Genomic DNA, 20,569 nt, shown 5'->3' on the forward strand with positions numbered 1-20,569 from the left:
CCTCTCGCTCAAAAACAAAGTCGGAATGAGCTGCCAACTGACTACGGGACGAAAACCGGGCGGAAGCCCACGCCGCTGCGCCGGCGACCGGGGGTGTTGCCGTTCCGATACGCCGACCGACAGCGCACGGCACCGTAGTTCCAGCTCCCGCCACGAATCACACGGTCCGAACCTACCGAATCATTGCACCATTCCCATACATTACCTGCCATATCGTACAAACCTTCCGGAGTTGCTCCTTCGGGGTAACGGTTAACGGGTGTTGTATATCCAACATTCATACCAAAGTTGGCCAACGTTGGTGTTGGTTCACCCTTCTCATCTGACCAGGGATACTCCCGAACTTTCTGCGGTATCGGTTCCCGTTTTCCACCTGCCGCCCACTCCCGCTGGATGTCGTTTGGCAAGCGATAAGAGTCAGGCTTGCCTGCACACAGTGAGAGCCAAAAACAGTAGGCTTGAGCAGCATACCATGTAATACCAACGACAGGCTGTTCGGCGCCGCTGAATTTTCGATCTTCATCATAGGTTGAACGACACAAAGCTGCAAGGTCGTTTTTACCCTCTTTGAAAAAATTTGCAACAGTTGAATGCTCTGTATTGTTTAATGCAATTTTGAACAGCTCTTCCTGTAATGCTACCGATTCCTCAAGTGCTGCAATAAAAGAGCGATAGAGTTTGTTTGTTACCGGATACTTGGCGACATAGAGTTCCGGCACACTCACAATTTCTTCTGTCACCGAATAAATATAGCTTCCTCCCGGTATCAGGATGTACTCTGAGTTTTCTTCATTGGAATTCCGGAAAGAGAGAGGATTTCCGCTGACACTCTTTTCAATGTTTCGCTCAAGCGCTTTGCCGCCGAAAGCAAGAATCACCTCCTCCGCTCGATCAGCTACATCATCGTTTTTTGCAAGTTTTCCTGCTCTGAACTGATAAAGGGTATTGAGTGCTTCGGGATTCCCAATTGTCTTCAGGCAGTCGAGAATCACCTGCTGTCGGCGTAGTGTTGTTTCGGAATCCAGAAGCTTTTTACATAACGTATCAATCTTTCTTTTTTCCTTCGGGGTTTCCTCTATGATGGTTTGCAACAGCTCTTGTTTTGACTGAATCACCTCTTCACTCACTACATCGAAGAAGTTTTGCATAAAGGTATTGAAGCTCTCTGCATCAATCTGACCAAAAAAGAAGCGGATGGGTTCTTCCCAAAAGGGTTCGCTGAAATGCTCAATCAGTTTCTGTAAGGAGAGATCCATTACAGGATTTTTCATGAGCTGAAAACCGGTCAGATATTCGCGGAATGACTTGTGACGAAAGGCATAATCAGTCTGACCATATCTCACCAACAAACCGGCACGATCAATCAGGTCGTCACTGAATGCCTTTGCTTTTGGCGGCTTCTGCTTCTTTGGTATCTTGTTTAATTCTTTCTGCATTCTTGTCTTCATAACTTCCTGATCGGCTTCGTCCTTTTTCAGCTCCTCCTGCATCCAGAGTGCAACTGGAGCGAGAACTCCAATGGCATCTGCTTCGGGAAGCTTCGGGACTATGTTTCGCCGCTTGTACTGATAACCAAGGAGATAATCCAGTGCTTTTTTATAGAGAGTAGCCCGGCTTTCCGGCAAGGTATCGTCCTCGTTCCAGAGCATGGCCATAATCTGCAACATTAACGGTATTCCGGCCAGCTTCAGTAAACTTTTATTTTCATCCTTGTTCAAAAATTTGATAACAGCACTTGCTTTATCGAGGGCTTTTTCTTTCTGACGGTTCTCCCATTCCGGATCTTCAGTGTCTCCACTGTCGGTTGGAATTTTGCTGAGAAAGACTTCAGTAAACCAGTTTTGTAAAAATGTTTTTTGTTGTACAGGCTTGAAATCAAGGATATCAGCTCTCTTTAAAGGAATTTGAATCTCAATGTCATCAACGGGACGGTAGCCTGTCGGGCGTGAGGTGACAACAAAGCAGGCTTTGGGAAAGTCAGTAATGGTATTCTTGATCCATTCACACACCTCTTTTCTCTCTTCCAGCTCACTGATTTCATCGAGCCCATCAAGTAAAACCAATGATTTTTTTTGACAGAGCGATTCGAAAATCAATGTTTCTAAATTTTCCGGTCTCTCTTTCTCTGACGATGGAACAGTATGCGCCCATGCCAGAATATTGACAGGAAGTGCTGAATAACCAGTATCTCCTTTTTTCAAGTCGCGTAATTGGAGATAAAAAACCATGACCGGTTCGGGAAAACCAAAATCTTTACATCGCTCTTTGTCGATGCATGAGAGTGCATAATGCTGGAGCAGGGTTGTTTTGCCTTGACCAGGATCACCAATGACAAGCAAAAGGCGATTTTTTTTAAATGCCGCACGCATAACGGCTTCTGCAGTAAAACCGTCTACCTCTTTTTGCCTGTCATACACTTTTGTTTCGGGAGAATAACGCTCTTCACTCTGCCATGTATCAGAAAGACTCAACGAAACAAATATTTGGCTTACTTTTGCTGAAAAGCCTTGAACCGCTGTTGGAAGCACGTGATCCAATGCCGCTATAAGAAATTCCTGATAACTCGTCCCATATTTATTTTCCGGATGTCCATTTGTTTCAGTTGTAACGACCGGGTCTGGTGCGGCGGAATTCCGCAGGCGCAGAATCTCGAAACTTCTGGTTGCCTCTTTGGTTTTGTAAAAAACGTTGGGATCATCCGACCATTGAGAACTCTTTTCATAATAGCAGATTGGATAAACCTCTATTTTTTTGCCATCAAACCGGCAATACATGGCATTTTTTGAGCTATTAGCGCTGAAGTATGCAGCCCCCGAACCAAGCTCTACCAGTTCACCGAAATTCACTTCTGTCTGATGCAAGTGACCATTCAAGAGAATGTCAACCTGTGAGGACAAAACATTCTTGAGTGCAATGCTCTCGAGTGTATGGAGCACAAAAAACGGATGATGTATCATCGCAATCACAAGCGAGAGGTCACCTTTTTTCCTCTCCGATTCGAGTTGCTCTATAAGTGGGTTAAGACAAAAACGACCAATACAGAGTTTTCCAATGTCTTTACTGGCATCTTCACAAAACAGGGCGCTGTTGATAAGCAGCAGTTTAAGCGAAACTTCATCATCATTTTTTCTGAGCGTGTAAGGAATTAGTTCACAAGTTGATTTGTCGGGAAAAGTTCTTTCAGGTTTAACAGCCTCGAAATAATCATTATACCATTCAGAAAAGGCCTGAAGCTTCAGAAAATGATAACGCTTACTTTTCTCAAAGTAGTTATTAATATCTACTTCTGTTTGAAAGGTGGGTGGAACAAGCCCTTGATCTCGCTCAACATCATGGTTGCCTGGAACAATAAACAAGCGCTCCCTGCCTTGCCCTGCAGCTTGAAGCAGTTTGTCAAAAAATTTGGTAGCGGGAGCATCGTCACCGCCTTTAAAAATCGCAACATCTCCCTTTCCTGCGATATCACCTGTAGCAAAAATCAGATCCGGTTTCCACTCTGTTGTTTGCCGAAATCGTTCAACAGATTCAACCAGCGCTTTAAGCACCTGATTAACGTCATAGGATCCGAGAGGGCTCAAGTGGAAATCCGAAACATGCAGCCAGGTAAGAGCCATGTGATTGAATTGAATGAATTAACTGCGACGAAGATGAAGCGCCTGCAATATAGTGTATTCTTTGGGGATCGGGAAAGTAATGGGTATCCCTGTAATGGAGGTCGAGGGGGCTGGGAACCTGAACTATTTTGTTTTGATGGGCATCATGGATATACTACAAACGGCCTGTAGCAAGTTTGGCGGTGTTGGCTGATGAAAACAAGCAGTGGAAACCCACCTCTTATGGTTTTTCTGTACTGGGATGCCGCCATACGCTGGAGTTTCCGGTAGCCAAGCTGACCGATTATGAGGAAAAACTGGATGAGCTGCTGGCGTCGGAAAACGCTTTTGGATGGATTACGGCAGCACACATCCTGACCCAAAAAACCAGAGCAGAGGATCAGGAACGGTACAACGCCAAACTCCGCCTGCTACGAATACTGTATGAACGGCATTGGGATAAACAACGGGTGATCAATTTATTCAATGTCATTGACTGGTTAATGCAACTGCCAGAATGGTTGAACAGTCAGGTCTGGCAAGAACTTGAAACAATCGAGGAGAGGGAAAAAGTGCAATACATCACCAGCATAGAACGAATTGGCATCGCCAAAGGCATAGCAAAGGGCGAAGCCAGGTTACTGAAAAGGCAGCTTGAACGCCGCTTTGGCCTGTTGCCCAAGTGGGCATCTGAGCGGTTAGAACGCGCTAAAGAGGAGGAATTGGAAGCCTGGAGTGAAACGATTCTCACAGCCCCGACCCTGGAGGCCGTTTTCAAAGATGCAGACCCTCATAACAAATTTACAGTCTCCGAAAAACTGTAGAATACACGCAGTGTGTTTTTTTGGAAAAAAGATTGGGATGATGAAAGAGGGAATGATCCATCACTCTGTTCAGAGGCATTCATCCGGCTTCGCTGTGTTATCTGCATAAGCGTATAGCGGCTGATTTGATAACCATGGAAGAGATATTCACTTTTTCAAAAATATCGTCGGACCACCTGCGGTGGTCGTTTCTGTAGTCGGTGGTTACCGAAAATCATGGCGCACGGCAGTTCGTCCCTCACTGCCGTTCACCACGATTTTGTAACTGCCCTCTCGCTCAAAAACAAAGTCGGAATGAGCTGCCAACTGACTACGGGACGAAAACCGGGCGGAAGACCACGTAGCTGCGCCGGTAGTCGGGGGTGTTGCTGCCCCGAGCCGCCGACCGACAGACCTCGGCCGCGTAGTCCCAGCCCCCGCCACGAACAACACGGCGCGAACCCGTTTCATTCCACAAATTATCTGTCCACTCCCAAACATTACCGGCCATATCGTACAGCCCTTCGGGGGTTACTCCTTCTGGATAACTGCCAACGGGTGTTGTTTCTCCGACATTGTAATTAGTGCCAGAAAGAAAACCCCTGTTTTTTGAAAATTTGACAACCTCCCGCCGGATTAAAAACCATTTTTAATGATCAACAAAAGGCGTTTTTGTGCTGATCGTGACACGCCATGGGTAAACTACCGAATTTTGCTCCAGGAAGCGTCATAACGAACGGATCTCTCCCTGCGAATTGGTAAAAAACTCTTTTTTTGGGGAGAGAACTCAGGCAGCTTTTTTGTAGGGCCCTCGATGTCGCTTCGCATCCTGCTTGTACAAGAGTGCTCCATAACGATGAATGTTGCGAGCCAGCACTGCAAGGGCAACATAGCGATTGAATCCTTTGATGCCATCATCAGGGCATATATCCAAGCCGTGAACCTCAAGTGCGTTGATTGCTGATTCAACTGCCGAATGCTGCCGTCGCAGTCTCCTGAATTCCGGCTCGGATTCATGAGCTTTGTCGATTTTTGAGAGCTTGCCTTTTTTCGGCATAACAACTTTTTCAAGAAGCGCTTTCAGGTCGCGTTGGTTATCCGGGCTATGAAAGCCTTTGTCGTAGCTGATCGATCGCAAGTTTGGAAAACGTTGCTTGGTCTCTTCGATAATGGACACTGCGATGTCGCTATCGACAACTTTTTCCATGACCTGATGATGCAGGATAAAACGATACTGATCTTCGATAATACAGACCCGTAATCCCAACTCAACCGGCACTCCCGCCTTGCCTTTACTGATCCACTCGGTGTGTGGCTGAAAAATTGAAAAGACTTTCTCCGCATGCGGAATAACCTCGTCATTTATCCGACGACGAATTTGCCCCATTTGTACCTCAGCATGAGCAATATAGCCGTTAAGCTGGCTGAGCCGCAACGGATTTAAGCCACCCAGTTCTGCGCCGGTACGCACTGCCCGTTGTAACTGATAATCGACTGCCGCAAGGTAATCGAGGAGTGCTTGCTTTATTTGTTGATCTTTGAGAGCTTTCTTTTCCGGCTTTTTTGATGTCGAGTGCTTGAGCTGTTGCACAATACGACGCATTCTTTTGATATGCCGGATGTTATGATCGTATTGGCGCCATTGACTTAATCCTTCATCAAAAGACCATTTCGCACAGACCTCAATGGCTTTGCGAATGGCATCGAACAACTGGCTTGTATCAGCAGGAAAGTGAACGTTGGTTTCCACCACAAACGAATCACCTCGGGCCATTAAAGGGAAATTTTCTTCCTCTTTTTTTTTACTAACGTATGACCTGCACGGACAATTTCCTGGTTGATTCGATCAAGCAATTCGGGGGTAAACAGTCGGACATTATCTTTGATGGTCTGGAGTTCATAAGATGTTTTATCAGTCCAATCGTTGTGACCAAGCATCTGGCGAAGCGTATCGTGGTGATTGACCAATTCATGAAGCCGATCGTAATCAGCGTTGATTCCCAGTCGAACGACACCCAGTACCAAAATTGCCCATTGCTCCATACCGGGACGCCCTGTGTTTGGGTCAGCTTTTCCTTCTCCTTTTTTCCGTTCAGGACGAACCTCTTCGAGGATGGCAAAAACACGCTTGCGCAACTCCTCGTCGGTGTAGATGCCCTGAAGGCCCCTCAAGATTTTTGGGATATCATCTCGTGATTTCGGATCGAAAACAATGGCAGAAATATCGGTACGACCGAACATCATTTGGTGGTTGATGACGCTACGCATAGTGGATTTCAAAAAACGAAGTTTGGAGTCTGTTTCTCTTTGAGGGCACCCCTGCAACACCTTTTCTCTATCAAAAATGCTTCTAATGGGGTATTATTACGCTTTAGCTCAGGGTCCGTCAAATATCTTTGACCATGAAATAACAATATAAACTATTATTTTATAATATCATAACAGTTTTTCGTTCATCCACTAATTATAGTTGAGCAGTGTCGCGCTTGGCCCGCCCTTTTCGTCTGCCCAAGGATAATCTCGAACTTTCTGCACAGCTTCACCCTGCCGTCCCCCTGCGGCCCACTCCCACTCAACTTCCGTCGGCAGGCGGTAAGAGTCTGGTCTATCCTCAAGCTGCGAGAGCCAGAGACAGTAGGCCTGGGCGGCGTACCAAGGAATACCAACAACCGGCTGTTCGTCACCACCGAATTTCCGATCTTCATCATTCTCCGAACGAAACAATGCAGCAAGGTCGTTTTTACCCTTTTTGAGCCATGGGGCAAAATCCGTACCCCATCGGTCATTTTGTGCAATGTCTTTTATTTTTTTCTGTAGTGCGGTCTCTTTCCCAAGTGCAGCAATAAATGAGCGGTAGAGTTTATTGGTTACTGGGCACTTGGCAAAATAGAGATCTTCTACACGTTTTTCTTCGTTTGTTTTCGAGAAAAGGTAACTCCCTTTCCTTATCAGGATGTACTGCACGCCATCTTCATATGTATTGCTGATGATACGGGGCCGTTGTTTTGGCTGGCTGTCATGGTTTGTTTTCTCTTTTTCTCTCGGCGGAAGATTACGCTTGATACCAGCTCTCCGTTCAAGTTGGATAATAAGCCCATCAGCTTTATCAAGTACCCGCTGTTTCAGGTTATTATCAGGTTCTTGCATTTTTTTGGCTCGCTCGTGAAAATTCCGAACAGCATCAAGTGCAGCAGACTTATTGATAACCTCAAGACAATCAAGCACATGCCACTGTACTCCCAGTGAAAGTTTACTGTCTTTGAGCTTTCGGCATAACGCCCCGGTTGAGCACTCCCTGGATTCCCGGATCAAGGTTTTCATCAACTGCAACTTTCGTTGCAACACATCGGTCGTTATTTCCGGATTGAACAACTGATTCATAAAGCCGTCAAAAATATCCGCATCGATCTGGGCGAAATAAAACCGCAGCGTTTCATCCCATTCCCACTTACGGTCATCATAATGCTGAACGATCGAGCGGATAAACGCATCCGATTTGCTGCAACGCAGCATCTCCAAACTTGCCAGATATTCCTGAAACGTCTTGTGCCAGAATCGGAATGCCTTCCCGTTCGGTTTCAGAATTCCACTTCTGTTTACCATAAAACCGAAAAACGTGTCAAGCCCGACTGTTGTATTGATCGATTGAAAACGGCTTTCCATAATCTCTTTCATTTCGCCCTCAGAAAGATCGAGACAGGTTTTTTTTTGCATGGTATAGGCAAGAAGTCCGAGAACCGTTGCTGACTGTTCCGGATCGATACCATACGATATCTGCCGGGCGTTATCCCTGCCATGAAGCAGATACACGATGACAACACGATACAAGGCTATTCTGGAATCAGGTTTAAAATCCCGCAGCTTGTAGAGCAAAGCCATAAGCTTCAACAGCAGAGGAATACCTGCAATCTGCTGCAAACCCTTTTTCTTCTTTTCCGTTTCCTCGCTGTTCATCTCTTCGCTCTTATCGCCTTCTTGAGGATAGAGATATGCATATAGTTCCCTTGCCTTATCGTCCGGAGGGGTAGTATCGTGTATCGTGAAGCCCCGCTCCTTTTCAAATTTCGAAGCAGCCCTGAACCACTTCAATAAAAAGTCCCATTGCTGGTCAGGCTCAAGATCATCCAGAGCAGCCCGCCTGTGACTTTGAATGAGTTCAACGCCATCACTGGTCACATATCCGGTTTTGCGTGTGGTTACAATAAAAAAACGATTGGGATAGGCATGACCTTCTTCGTCAATCCATTGGCAGATGGCTTTCCGTTTTTCAAGTTCAGTGACCTCGTCAAGACCGTCAAGCAAAACAAGAACCCTCTCCGTTTCACCCATCCCCCGCCACCATGTTTCCGCTTCATCGGCAGCAAGAGATAACGACCTGTTAAGCTCAACAATCTGCGCAGCCAACCGCACAGGTTTATTGTGGGCATCAAAATTCAGTTTGCGCAATTCAAGAAACAGAACCCGGACGCTGGCAGCTTCGGGAAAAAGTCGCCCATGATCACCTTCGAGGCAGAGCATCGCATAATGCTGCAGTAACGTGGTCTTGCCAGAGCCTGGATCGCCGATCAGAAGCAGAACATTGGTACGGGCATTCCCATGAAATATTTCCTGAAGCAGTGCATCCTGTGACATTTTTTTCGTTTCAACGGAATGCCCTTTATCATGAGCATCCACTTTGCCGTACAGCTCACTGATGTGAAGATCGATAAACACATCCTCAAGTGGAATCTCGATATCCTGATAATTGTCGAGCCCGCGTGATGCAACTATTCCGAACTGGTTCCTCAATGATTCACGGTAGCGCTCGTAGCTATTTATCTCTGGTCGCCCTGAAGCAGTAACCATACCGTTATCACAAGCGATCAAAGGTAGCGAGCTGACTTGCTGATCAGCATTACGCCCCGGAACAGGAAACTGTTTCGTATATGATGGTAACGGATAAAGACTGGTATCAAGTGTCCAGACTTCACGAGGAGTACCCTCATAACGGATGGGGAAAATCGTTACCCCGCTTCCGTCGAAAGTTGCATACATGGAGGACTTTGACCATTGCCCTTTCTGGTATGCAGCTCCTGCAGCAAGCTTCAGATATCCGCCATTTTCGGCAACAATGCTTTTCGTTGAGGTTTGATGGTAATGCCCCTGAAGCAAAAGATCGACTGACTCTTCAAGCTTTGCTTCGATATTTGACTGCTCTATCGGACTCAACCAGTCGAGAGGGTGATGAATCATGGCAACTTTGAGATCGGCTGCTTCAAACTGCTTCTTTGCAGCATCGAAACAGCGGCAACCAATGAAGAGCTTTGCATGGTCATGATCGTCAATGCAGAAGAGGGCACTGTTCAGGGGCAGAACGGCAAGACGGAGTCCGTTGATCGTTACGAGTTCTACCGAACTGCATGTTGTGTTTGTCGGGAACGAGCGGATGGTTTTGAAATAGTCGTTATACCATGACGAGAATGCCTGAAATTTATCCCTCAGTTGTGGAAAAGTTGAGTCAGGATCAAAGTACTCGTCGGCATCTTCAGCGTTATCGAGATTGCGATGGCTCCACTTGCCCATCTTGCGGTCAACATCATGGTTACCGGGTATTATGAAAAGGCGATCACGATTGAGCCCAGCAGCTTCAAGCAGGTCATCACAAAATATTGTGGCCGCGTCATACTCTTTTGCCTTTCCGTTCTGCGCAATATCACCGGTTGCAAAGATGAGATCCGGGACTTGCTCCCCTTTTTCGCGGAACTGCCTGACTGAAGAGACAAGGGATCGAAGAATAACCTCCTGACTGTAAGGGCCTTTGTCACTCAGGTGGAAATCCGAAACATGCAGCCAGGTAAGAGCCATGTGATTGAATTGAATGAATTAACCGCGACAAAGATGAAGCGCCTGCAATATAGTGTATTCTTTGGGGATCGGGAAAGTAATGGGTATCCCTGCAATGGAGGTCGAGGGGGCTGGGAACCTGAACTATTTTGTTTTAAGGGGCATCATGGATATACTACAAACGGCCTGTAGCAAGTTTGGCGGTGCTGGCCGATGAAAACAAGCAGTGGAAACCCACCTCTTATGGTTTTGCCGTGCTGGGATGCCGCCATACGCTGGAGTTCCCGGTTGCCAAGCTGACCGATTATGAAGACAAACTCGATGAGCTGCTGGCATCAAATAACGCTTTTGGATGGATTACGGCGGCACACATCCTGACACAAAAAACCAGAACGCAGGATCAGGAACGGTACAACGCAAAACTCAGCTTACTGCGAATACTGTACGAACGGCATCGGAATATACAGCGCGTTATCAATTTATTCAATGTCATTGACTGGCTGATGCAACTGCCGGAGTGGTTGAACAGCGAGGTCTGGCAAGAACTTGAAACAATCGAGGAGAGGGAAAAAGTGCAATACATTACCAGCGTAGAACGAATTGGCATAGCCAAAGGCATGGCTAAAGGACGTGTTGAGGGTAAATCCAGCCTACTGAAAAGGCAACTTGAACGCCGCTTTGGCGTGTTGCCCAAATGGGCATCAGATCAGTTAGAGAATGCCAAAGAGGAGGAACTGGAAGCCTGGAGTGAAACGATTCTCACAGCCCCGACCCTGGAGGCCGTTTTCAGAGAGGCTGACCCCTCATAACAAATTTACTGTCTCCGGAAAACTGTAGAATACACGCAGTATATTTTTTGGAAAAAAGACCGGGATGATGGAAGAGGGAATGGACCATCATTCTGTTCAGAGGCATTCATCCGGCTTCGCTGTGTTATCTGCATAAGCGTATAGCGGCTGATTTGATAACCCTGAAAGAGATACTCGCTTTTTCAAAAATATCGTCGGACCACCTGCGGTGGGTTTTGTTGATTGTGCGGAATGAGCTGCCAACTGACTACGGGACGAAAACAGGGCGGAAGCCAACGTAGTTATACCGGTAGTCGGGGGTGTTGAAGTACCGATACGCCGACCGACAGAACTCGGCATCGTAGTACCAGCTCCCGCCACGAATAACACGGTTCGAACAAGTCTCTTCATTGTACCAACTATCCGTCCATTCCCATACGTTTCCAGCCATATCGTACAGCCCTTCGGGTGTTGCTCCTTCGGGATAACTGCCGACTGGTGTGGTTGCGCCGACATTGCCATCATAGTTGAGCAATTTCGAGTCAGGTTCTCGCTTCTCGTCTGCCCAGGGATACTTTCGAACTTTCTTTCCGATTGTTCCCTGCCTGCCTCCTGCGGCCCACTCCCACTCAACTTCCGTCGGCAAACGGTAAGAATCTGGTTTATCTTCACACTGCGAAAGCCAGAGGCAGTAGGCTTGAGCGGCATACCAGGTAATGCCAACAACCGGCTGATCGTCACCACCGAATTTCCGGTCTTCATCATTCTCCGAACAAAATAATGCCGCAAGGTCGTTTTCACCTTTGTTGAAATAGCCGGAAAATCCTGCATCCCAACTGTTGTTTTTTGCAATTTTCTTCAGCTCTTCCTGTAATTTTGATGATTCCCCAAGCGCAGCAATAAATGAACGGTAGAGTTTATTGGTTACCGGATATTTTGCGAAATAGAGATCCTTTTCTGCATTCTTCTGCTTTTTTGTCTCCGAGTCAAGGTAACTCCCCTTCTTTATCAGGATGTACTCGGCATTGTGTTCGTTGGGGTTGCGGAACGATATTGGCCGGTTTTCAAAATTGATGATCTGCGATGTAATCGTTTTCGGCGCTGCTTTTTCCATATTACCCGATTGAGCTGTTTTATCTTTCAGCTCTTGCAGAGTATACATCACCTCATCAGCACGATCGGCAACATCCTTGTTTTTTGCAAGATCTCTGGTTTTGAACTGTTCCAAAGTTTTGATGGCAGCAGATTTGCCGATGGTTTTCAGGCAGTCGAGAATCACCCGCTGACGACTTGCCGTATTTGTGGCGACAAGCAGTTTTGTGCAAAGTGCATCAACCTTTTTCAGGGGCGCCTCTTCTATGAGCGTCTGCAACAACCATTGCTGCTTGGGAGTCAGCTCGTCACTGACTGGCGAGTCAAAGAGCTTTTTCATGAAAAGATTGAAGATCTCTTCATCTCCCTGTGCAATAAAAAAACGGATCGGTTCATCCCACCAATCGTTGCCAAAGCCTGCAATCAGGTTTCCAAGATACCTGGTTGAACGCACTTTGGTAACGAGTTGAACTCCTGCCAAATATTCACGAAATGATTTATGGCGAAAGAGGTAATCGTGTGCTCCCGTCTCCACCAGCAAGCCTGACCGTTTAACCAGATAGTCGCAAAAATCATCAACCGAGGGCGGCTTATCCTGTTTATCAAGTTGCTCCTTCATCTTTTTGTGCATCTCTACCCTCGAAGCCTCATCCTTTTTGAGCTTTTCCTGCATCCAGAGCGAAAGCGGAGCAAGCACCTGTCGGGCACGTAGCGCTGAAAGAAGTGGGACAATCCCTCGGCGCTTGTCGCGGAATTCAAGCAGATAATCGAGTGATGCCTCATAGAGCTTTACACGACTGTCCGGCATATACTCTCTATCCTTCCACAGAATTGCCATGATCTGCAGAATCATTGGAATAGCCGCAAGCTGCCGCAGTCCCTTGTTCTTCTCCGCGTTAAGATGCTCAACAATGGTGATGGTTCGCGCCTCAGCCTCTTTTTGCTGCTTTTCCTGCCACTCCGCTTCCTCAAATCCCTTTTCACAAGGCTCTTTCAAAAATGCTGCCTTGAACCAATTTCTCAAAAACCGCTCCTGCTGTTCCGAAGTGAAATCCTGCACGTCGGCCCGTTCATAATCTGCCGCAAGCTCAACTCCTTCATCTTTGCGGTACCCCGTCGCTCGTGATGTGACCACAAAACAGGCGACAGTAAAGGTATTCAAGGCCGCATCAATCCACTTGCATACCTCAATTCGCTCTTGCGTGTTGCTGATTTCATCAAGACCGTCAAGCAGGACAAGTGAGGTTCCACTTTGCAACCAATCAACAAAACACTCTTTCTTGATGGCATGATGTTGCATGACAGACCAGCTTGCAAGGTTTGCCGGCAAGGTGTCGTAGTGACCTGCATGACTTGAAAGCTCTCTCAGTGGCAGATAAAAAACGTTGACCGGATCGGAAAAACCAAGCCTCGCAGAGTCTTCAAGTGCACGAAGGGCATAATATTTGAGAAGTGTTGTTTTGCCAGAGCCGGGATCACCGATAACGAGAAGCATTCGGCAGCCTCTCCGATCGCGAAATGCCCGCTTCATGATCTCATCGGGAGAAAAGATATGCTCACCCCCTTGCCAAAAACTCTTTTCAGGAACTGAATTGCCTTTATCCTGCCTGTCGGACATGCGCAGAGGGACAAAGGTATCGTCATTCAGGTTGACTTTGACGCTCTCGACACCCGGCAAACCAAGCATACGAATATAACCGAGCTCCTCTTTGAGAGTCGCCTGATAACGCTCTTTGCAGGGATGATGGAGTTTATCAGATTCTGGTGACTCGGCAGATGTACCTTTTGATAAAAAGAACGTTCCGGTATACAAGGGCGAAGGAAAGACGCTGGTATCAAGTGTCCACTTTTCATTTGGACTATCCTCATAGCGAATTGGAAAAATGGTCACCCGATTACCCTCGAAGGTAACATACATGGCGCTGTTTGGCCACTTACGTGTCTGATAAGCTGCGCCAGCAGCAAGCTTGATGAACCCACCATTAGCAGAAGCAATGCTTTCCGCATCGATCTCATGGCAGTGACCATGCAGCAGCAAATCAACCGATTCGCCAAGAGCCGCTTTTATGTTGCGTCGCTCCACCTGGCTTAACCAATCGAGAGGATGGTGAATCAAGGCAATGGTAAGTTCTGCTGCTGCCTGCCTCTTTAACTGCTCCCTCGCATTATCAAGGCAGAGACGCCCTATGAAAAGCTGTGCAACATCACGATCGTCAATGCTGAAGAGTGCACTGTTCAGGGGCAAAACAGCAATACGACAGTTGTTGATTGTGAGAATTTCTACAGGGCTGCATGTGGTGTTTGTGGGAAACGACCGGATACCGCTGAAATAGCTGTTATACCAGGATGAAAATGCCTGGAATTTCTGCGTCAGGTGAGGAGTCGGCGTCTGAGGATCGAAGTACTCATCAACGTCATCCTTCGTATTGAAGGTTCGCTCAAGCCCCTTGCCCATCTTGCGGTCAACATCATGGTTACCGGGTATTATGAAAAGGCGATCACGATTGAGCCCCGCAGCTTCGAGCAGATCATCGAAAAATTTTGTGGCCGCATCATACTCTTTTGCCTTTCCGTTCTGCGCAATATCACCGGTTGCAAAGATGAGATCCGGGACTTGCTCCCCTTTTTCGCGGAACTGCCTGACTGAAGAGACAAGGGATCGAAGAATAACCTCCTGACTGTAAGGGCCTTTGTCACTCAGGTGGAAATCCGAAACATGCAGCCAGGTAAGAGCCATGTGATTGAATTGAATGGGTTAACTGCGACGAAGATGAAGCGCCTGCAATATAGTGTATTCTTTGGGGATCGGGAAAGTAATGGGGCAAGCACAGGGTATAGTGTGATTTTCGCAACGGCAGCAACCTCGGGACATGAGGTAAGCGCCCTTGATTTTCTGATTAACATGATATGGTTATATTTGCCGGGGAAGCTGCCCCGACAAACCGAAGTCTCTCCTGGTTCTGATTATGACCGACAACAATGCGCCTGGCGCGATGACATTTGCCCTTAAACTGCTTGGACTGCGCAGCCACAGTAAGGATGAACTGAAACGGAAACTGCTGAAAAAGGGATATTCTGCTGAGGGTATCGAACCGGTAATTGAAAAATTGAGCCGGATGGGAGCGCTTGACGATCATGCTTTCGGCATGGAAGTGATCAGAAGCAGGTCAAGAAGAAAGCCCTCTGGAAGGTTAAAGATTGTTGCGGAACTCAGGAAAAAGGGTGTTGCTGAAACCATTATCAGCGAGCTCCTCAAGGAGTATGACAGCGTTGCGCTTTGCCATCGGGCGGCAGAAAAAAAATTGGCCTCATTGCGTGAGATGAGTGAAGCGGATCGGAAAAGAAAACTTGAAGTCTTCCTTTCCAACCGGGGGTTTGAGTGGCAGGAGATTCAATCGGCGCTCAGGTTGCTCGTTCTACCCGGCGCCGATGATGATGAACCCTGTTAAGCCACCCTGTCAAAGCGGGTATCACCCATGAACCAAAGAACCAACCTTCTCTCCGCGCAGCAGTCTGCTCAAATTCCCTTTTTCGTTCATGTTCATGACTACAATGGGCAGCGTGTTTTCACTGCAGAGGGTGATTGCTGTCATATCCATAACCCTGAGGTTTTTTCGGATCACATCCTGATAGGATATATCCGCAAAAAACTCTGCATGGGAATTTTTTTCGGGATCGGAATCGTAGACTCCCTGAACCCGTGTGCCTTTGACAATAATATCGGCCTCAATTTCGATGGCCCTCAGTGAAGCTGCCGTGTCGGTGGTAAAGTAGGGGTTTCCTGTGCCTGCGCCGAAAATAACAACCCGCCCCTTTTCAAGATGACGGACTGCCCTGCGCCGGATAAAGGGTTCTGCCATCTGCTCCATTTTTATGGCTGTCTGAAGTCGGGTAAAGACTCCTTTTCGTTCAAGGGCATCCTGAAATGCAAGGGCATTGATAACCGTTGCGAGCATCCCCATGTAGTCGGCCTGTACGCGATCCATATTAGCCGCTGCTTCGGACATGCCACGAAATATATTGCCTCCGCCAATCACCAGTGCAATCTGGGCGCCCATCTCGCGAGCCTCCTTGATTTCCTCTGCATACCGTTCAAGCATCGCGGAATTAATGCCATAGCCGTCCTCTCCGGCAAGTGCTTCGCCACTCAGTTTCAGCAAGATGCGCTTGTAGTGGAGCATATCCTTATCCTCAGGAAGAAAGGTTTAAAAAAACAAAACCATCATTCTATGTACAAAAAAAAAGCCTCGCAACAACGAGGCTTTTTTTTTACTCTCCCAACTTGCAGCGGACAAATCCGATCACATCAACCTTTACTTGATGCTTTTTTCGGAACTCATTGAGCACGTCAGATACCTTGACGGTGCTGTCCTTGATGAAGAACTGCTCGCTGAGCACAACGTCCTGATAATACTTTTCAAGTCTGCCAAGAACAATCTTGTCGACAAACGCCTCTTTCTTTCCCTGTTCGAGAGCCTGCTGACGATAAATTTCCGCCTCTTTTGCGATGTAATCGGCTGGAACAAAGGAGCGGTCAACAACAATCGGAGCTGCTGCGGCGACCTGCATGGCAAGATCCCTGGCCAGTTCGCGAACAGCATCGGGCTGATCGGTAGCAAGATGAATGATTGCGCCAAGCTGTGCACCGGGATGAACATAGGATTCGACCACACCGTCACCTGCGTCAATATAGACCAGACGTTTGAGGCTGATCTTTTCGCCAAGCTTGCCGGTCATGGTTTTGATGGCATCATCAACCGTTTCGCCGCCATACGCTTCGCCAAGTGTCAGCGTCATTAAGGCTTCAGGTGATGAGATGCACTTTGCAAGGGCAAGCTCACCAAGGGCAACCGTAAAATTGGTAAAGTCCTCACCGCGGGCAACAAAGTCGGTCTCACAGTTCAGTTCAAGAATAATACCGGCCTTATGGTCGGCGGTCATTTTAATTTCGACCATACCCTCTCTGGCATCCCTGTCTGCACGCTTCGCAGCAAGTGCAGCGCCTTTCTTGCGCAGATAATCGATAGCCTGCTGCATATCCCCTCCAGTTTCATCAAGGGCTTTTTTGCAGTCCATCATGCCTGCACCTGTTATATCACGAAGATTTTTTACATCTTTTGCTGAAATCTGGCTCATTGAAATTTCACTCTTATTGATTATAGACACGGATTATTCGCTGATCTCTTCCTTTTCGACGTCGATATCGCCATCCTCTTCCTCTTCATCCATACCGGCAAGCACTTCATTTTCCACTTTCAGCGCCCGTGCGTTGATGACGGTATCGGCAACAGCCTTGACCATCAACTGAATGGAGCGGATTGCATCGTCATTGGCTGGAATGACGAAATCAACCAGTTCAGGATCGCAGTTGGTATCGACCATGGCAATGATGGGAATACCGAGTGAGCGGGCTTCCTTGATGGCAATATGCTCTTTCTTGATGTCAACGATGAAGAGCGCGGCTGGAAGCCTTGTCATGGTGGCAATACCACCGAGAATCCTCATGAGCTTCTCTTTTTCACGGCCCAGCATCAGGCGTTCTTTCTTGGTAATCATATCATACGTTCCATCCGTCGCCATCCGGTCGATGGAGTTCATGCGCCGGATACTCTGCCGAATGGTCTGGAAGTTGGTAAGCATACCACCCAGCCAACGCTCGCAAACGTAAGGCATCCCTGCACGCTCTGCCTGTTCGGCAATAATGTGTTTGGCCTGTTTTTTGGTACCGACAAACATGATCTCCCTGCCTGTCTGTGCAATTGCTTCAAGCGCCTTCAGTGCCTCATCGGCAAGAACGACGGTTTTCTGCAGATCGATAATATGAACGCCGTTTTTTTCCATGAAAATGTACGGCTTCATTTTTGGGCACCAGCGACGTGCAAGGTGACCGAAATGGACTCCTGCGCGGAGCATCTCTTCAAGCTGAAAATGTGACATACGTGCTTTTTTGTGATTTAGTTGTTCCTCTATCATGCCTGTACTGCCCGGTATCCGGCGCAAGGCGCCGAACACTTCCGGAGAGCTTCATCTGAACGATTTTCAGAATAGCATGATATGCGAAGTTGTATCTTTGAAATAAAACGAAATAACACCGGATTAACGTTTCGAGAACTGGAAGCGTTTGCGGGCCTTTTTGCGTCCGAATTTTTTCCGCTCAACCATACGGGGATCCCTTGTCAGAAGCTTCTCTGTTTTGAGGATAACACGGGCGGTTTCATCAAATTCGGTAAGTGCACGAGCAATGGCAAGGCTGACTGCGCCGGACTGACCACTTACACCGCCACCCTGAACATTGATCTTGATATCAAACTCTTCCGCTCTTTCGGTAATAACGAGAGGCCGAAGGGCTTGCTGGCGCTTGAATTCATCCTTGAAATACTCTTCAATCGGCAGTTTGTTGACAATAACCCGGCCTTTTCCCGGAATCATAAAAGCTCGAGCCACCGAGGTTTTACGGCGGCCTACTGTATCGATAACCTCTTTCATTCCCTATGCTTTAATATTTAGTTTACCTTCATTTCAACAGGAGCCTGCGAAGCATGCGGGTGCTCGGAACCGGCATAAACCTTGAGTTTTCTGAACAACTGACGGCCGAGATTGTTGTGCGGCAACATTCCCCACACAGCATTTTCAATAATCCTTTCAGGTCTTTTTTTCAGAAGGTCCTTGACATGGTCAATCTTGACACCACCCGGATACTGGGAATGCGAGAAGTAGCTCTTCTGCTCCTCTTTTTTGCCGGTTAGGGCAACTTTTTCGGCATTGGTTACCACAATGAAATCACCGGTATCGATATGCGGCGTAAACTGTGGCTTATGCTTGCCCCTGAGGACCTTTGCAATTTCAGAAGCCATTCTGCCCAATACCTGACCCTCGGCATCAACAACGTACCACTTCCTGTCGACCTCTGCAGGCTTTGCCGAATATGTTTTAAAACTTAACGTCTTACTCATGCTCTTACTATAGATTAACTGGACTTTTCCGAAAAATAAAGTTTATCAATGTAAATTATTCCACTTAATTCTACAAATTATACCTTATATCTGTTACAGGGAATTCCCTGGCAGAGCTCTGCCATTTTTTTTACCAAGACCGTATCTGTTCTTATGAAGCCTTTAATCGCTCTGGTGGGCCGGCCTAACGTCGGCAAATCAACCCTGTTCAACCGAATTCTGCGCCAACGAAGCGCCATTGTAGATCCTACCCCCGGTGTAACGAGAGATCGGCACATCGCAGAGGGAGAGTGGCAAGGCAAGCAATTTCTCCTGATGGATACCGGAGGCTATAATGCCGATGGCGACACCATCAGCATGGCAATGCTTGAGCAGACGCTGATGGCTATTCGTGATGCCGATATTGTTATCTTTTTGACCGATGTACGTGCCGGACTCTCCTACGAGGATCTTGAACTCGGAAGATTGCTGCAGCGAACCTTCCAGCACAAGCAGCTTTTCTTTGTGGTAAACAAGGTCGAAACCCCGCAACTCTCTTTGGACGCAGAGTCGTTCATCAAAACCGGTTTCACCGCCCCCTATTTTATTTCAGCAAGAGATGGAAGCGGAGTTGCCGATATGCTTGACGACATCCTTGAGTCGTTACCTGAAACAGAAAAACAGCTTCAGGAAAAAGAGAGCGCCATCCAGCTTGCCGTTGTCGGAAGGCCAAATGTCGGGAAATCAAGTTTTGTCAACTCCCTGCTCGGCTCAAACCGCCTCATTGTATCCAACATACCCGGCACAACACGGGATGCTATCGACAGCCGCTTCATACGCAAGCAGCAGGAGTTCATTCTCATTGATACGGCAGGACTGAGAAAACGGACAAAAATCGATGCTGGTATTGAGTACTACAGCTCGCTGAGAACGGAGAAGGCCATTGAGCGCTGCGACGTTGCACTCGTCATGCTTGATGCTGCGCCAGGCATTGAGAAGCAGGATATGAAAATCATCAATATGGCAGTTGAGCGCAAAAAAGGGGCGCTCCTGTTGATCAATAAATGGGATCTGATTGAAAAGGATTCAAAAACAAGCAAGATCTACGAAGAGACCCTGCGTTCCAACATGGGCAACCTCTCCTATGTCCCCGTCCTCTTTATTTCGGCGCTCACCAAAAAGAACCTTTACCGGGCAATAGACACGGCTCAGCAAATCAGCCAAAACCGCTCCCGTAAAATCAGCACCAGCGTGCTCAACAAATTCCTTGAGGAGGCGCTTTCACATACACACCCTTCCACAAAATCGGGCAAAGAGCTCAAGATCAAGTACATGACCCAGATCAACGCCGCATGGCCGGTCTTTGCCTTTTTCTGCAATGATCCTCTCCTGGTTCAGGCCAATTTCAGGAAGTTTCTTGAAAACAAGCTTCGCGAACATTTCAGCCTGGAGGGAGTACCCATTTCCATGCGTTTTATGCAAAAATGAACGCATCTATCAGAACCAAACCATATCATTTCTCTATTTTCTGTAATTTT

At 47.4% G+C, this 20,569-nt stretch carries 14 protein-coding genes; 4 read left to right on the forward strand and 10 right to left on the reverse strand.

Going from position 1 to position 20,569, the window contains the following annotated elements:
- Nucleotides 1-41: 41 nt before the first annotated feature.
- On the reverse strand, nucleotides 42-3,614 hold the full coding sequence (locus PPHA_RS11585; RefSeq protein WP_012509013.1) for an SUMF1/EgtB/PvdO family nonheme iron enzyme: 3,573 nt from the start codon (nucleotides 3,612-3,614) through the stop codon (nucleotides 42-44).
- 182 nt (nucleotides 3,615-3,796) lie between these two features.
- Here PPHA_RS11585 and PPHA_RS11590 point away from each other — a divergent pair, with 182 nt between their 5' ends.
- Entirely contained in the window at nucleotides 3,797-4,417 is a 621-nt protein-coding gene (locus tag PPHA_RS11590; protein ID WP_012509014.1) for a DUF4351 domain-containing protein, read from the forward strand.
- A gap of 310 nt (nucleotides 4,418-4,727) precedes the next feature.
- On the opposite strand, the gene PPHA_RS15245 is transcribed toward PPHA_RS11590, so the two are convergent.
- The 3 genes from PPHA_RS15245 to PPHA_RS11605 all read right to left on the reverse strand — a co-directional run bounded on the left by PPHA_RS15245 (nucleotide 4,728) and on the right by PPHA_RS11605 (nucleotide 10,240).
- The gene (locus PPHA_RS15245) at nucleotides 4,728-5,033 is read right to left on the reverse strand and encodes a formylglycine-generating enzyme family protein (protein WP_083765330.1); all 306 of its coding nucleotides are present in this window, start codon (nucleotides 5,031-5,033) and stop codon (nucleotides 4,728-4,730) included.
- A 150-nt stretch (nucleotides 5,034-5,183) separates the two neighbouring features.
- A protein-coding gene (locus PPHA_RS11595) for an ISNCY-like element ISPph5 family transposase (protein WP_150085532.1) occupies nucleotides 5,184-6,664 on the reverse strand; the annotation gives its coding sequence in 2 pieces (ribosomal slippage) (nucleotides 5,184-6,202 and nucleotides 6,202-6,664; 1,482 coding nt in all).
- Nucleotides 6,665-6,856: 192 nt separating this feature from the next.
- Nucleotides 6,857-10,240, reverse strand: coding sequence for an SUMF1/EgtB/PvdO family nonheme iron enzyme (locus tag PPHA_RS11605; RefSeq protein ID WP_041526546.1), 3,384 nt, complete (start codon nucleotides 10,238-10,240; stop codon nucleotides 6,857-6,859).
- Nucleotides 10,241-10,422: 182 nt separating this feature from the next.
- Here PPHA_RS11605 and PPHA_RS11610 point away from each other — a divergent pair, with 182 nt between their 5' ends.
- A complete protein-coding gene (locus PPHA_RS11610; RefSeq protein WP_012509015.1) occupies nucleotides 10,423-11,028 on the forward strand; it encodes a DUF4351 domain-containing protein in 606 nt (201 codons plus the stop codon).
- A 247-nt stretch (nucleotides 11,029-11,275) separates the two neighbouring features.
- Here the strand turns inward: PPHA_RS11610 and PPHA_RS11615 are convergent, their stop codons facing one another.
- On the reverse strand, nucleotides 11,276-14,836 hold the full coding sequence (locus PPHA_RS11615; RefSeq protein WP_012509016.1) for an SUMF1/EgtB/PvdO family nonheme iron enzyme: 3,561 nt from the start codon (nucleotides 14,834-14,836) through the stop codon (nucleotides 11,276-11,278).
- A gap of 229 nt (nucleotides 14,837-15,065) precedes the next feature.
- On the opposite strand from PPHA_RS11615, the gene recX reads away from it, so the two are divergent.
- Nucleotides 15,066-15,548 carry a recombination regulator RecX gene (gene recX / locus PPHA_RS11620; RefSeq protein WP_012509017.1) on the forward strand — a complete coding sequence of 161 codons (483 nt, stop codon included), beginning with the start codon at nucleotides 15,066-15,068 and terminating at the stop codon, nucleotides 15,546-15,548.
- Nucleotides 15,549-15,569: 21 nt separating this feature from the next.
- Here the strand turns inward: recX and pyrH are convergent, their stop codons facing one another.
- The 5 genes from pyrH to rplM form a co-directional block, all read right to left on the reverse strand.
- Nucleotides 15,570-16,280, reverse strand: coding sequence for a UMP kinase (gene pyrH / locus PPHA_RS11625; protein WP_012509018.1), 711 nt, complete (start codon nucleotides 16,278-16,280; stop codon nucleotides 15,570-15,572).
- Nucleotides 16,281-16,368: 88 nt separating this feature from the next.
- Nucleotides 16,369-17,235, reverse strand: a complete 867-nt coding sequence (gene tsf, locus PPHA_RS11630; RefSeq protein WP_012509019.1) for a translation elongation factor Ts — start codon at nucleotides 17,233-17,235, stop codon at nucleotides 16,369-16,371.
- Nucleotides 17,236-17,268: 33 nt separating this feature from the next.
- The gene (gene rpsB, locus PPHA_RS11635) at nucleotides 17,269-18,036 is read right to left on the reverse strand and encodes a 30S ribosomal protein S2 (protein ID WP_012509020.1); all 768 of its coding nucleotides are present in this window, start codon (nucleotides 18,034-18,036) and stop codon (nucleotides 17,269-17,271) included.
- Between the two features lie 159 nt (nucleotides 18,037-18,195).
- Nucleotides 18,196-18,585 (reverse strand): 30S ribosomal protein S9, encoded by a 390-nt coding sequence (gene rpsI / locus PPHA_RS11640; protein WP_012509021.1) that lies wholly within the window; start codon nucleotides 18,583-18,585, stop codon nucleotides 18,196-18,198.
- Between the two features lie 17 nt (nucleotides 18,586-18,602).
- The gene (gene rplM, locus PPHA_RS11645; RefSeq protein ID WP_012509022.1) at nucleotides 18,603-19,052 is read right to left on the reverse strand and encodes a 50S ribosomal protein L13; all 450 of its coding nucleotides are present in this window, start codon (nucleotides 19,050-19,052) and stop codon (nucleotides 18,603-18,605) included.
- Between the two features lie 153 nt (nucleotides 19,053-19,205).
- On the opposite strand from rplM, the gene der reads away from it, so the two are divergent.
- On the forward strand, nucleotides 19,206-20,519 hold the full coding sequence (gene der / locus PPHA_RS11650) for a ribosome biogenesis GTPase Der (protein WP_012509023.1): 1,314 nt from the start codon (nucleotides 19,206-19,208) through the stop codon (nucleotides 20,517-20,519).
- Nucleotides 20,520-20,569 lie beyond the last annotated feature (50 nt).

Origin of the sequence: Pelodictyon phaeoclathratiforme BU-1 (genome assembly GCF_000020645.1) — a bacterium.
GTDB lineage: Bacteria > Bacteroidota > Chlorobiia > Chlorobiales > Chlorobiaceae > Chlorobium > Chlorobium phaeoclathratiforme.

What these genes read in the sequence shown, in the direction of transcription:
- PPHA_RS11585 (WP_012509013.1), bottom strand. Translation starts at nt 3,614, where the DNA reads ATGGCTCTTACCTGGCTGCATGTTTCGGATTTCCACTTGAGCCCTCTC.
- PPHA_RS11605 (WP_041526546.1), bottom strand. Translation starts at nt 10,240, where the DNA reads ATGGCTCTTACCTGGCTGCATGTTTCGGATTTCCACCTGAGTGACAAA.
- PPHA_RS11615 (WP_012509016.1), bottom strand. Translation starts at nt 14,836, where the DNA reads ATGGCTCTTACCTGGCTGCATGTTTCGGATTTCCACCTGAGTGACAAA.
- recX (WP_012509017.1), top strand. Translation starts at nt 15,066, where the DNA reads ATGACCGACAACAATGCGCCTGGCGCGATGACATTTGCCCTTAAACTG.
- pyrH (WP_012509018.1), bottom strand. Translation starts at nt 16,280, where the DNA reads ATGCTCCACTACAAGCGCATCTTGCTGAAACTGAGTGGCGAAGCACTT.
- tsf (WP_012509019.1), bottom strand. Translation starts at nt 17,235, where the DNA reads ATGAGCCAGATTTCAGCAAAAGATGTAAAAAATCTTCGTGATATAACA.
- rpsB (WP_012509020.1), bottom strand. Translation starts at nt 18,036, where the DNA reads ATGTCACATTTTCAGCTTGAAGAGATGCTCCGCGCAGGAGTCCATTTC.
- rpsI (WP_012509021.1), bottom strand. Translation starts at nt 18,585, where the DNA reads ATGAAAGAGGTTATCGATACAGTAGGCCGCCGTAAAACCTCGGTGGCT.
- rplM (WP_012509022.1), bottom strand. Translation starts at nt 19,052, where the DNA reads ATGAGTAAGACGTTAAGTTTTAAAACATATTCGGCAAAGCCTGCAGAG.
- der (WP_012509023.1), top strand. Translation starts at nt 19,206, where the DNA reads ATGAAGCCTTTAATCGCTCTGGTGGGCCGGCCTAACGTCGGCAAATCA.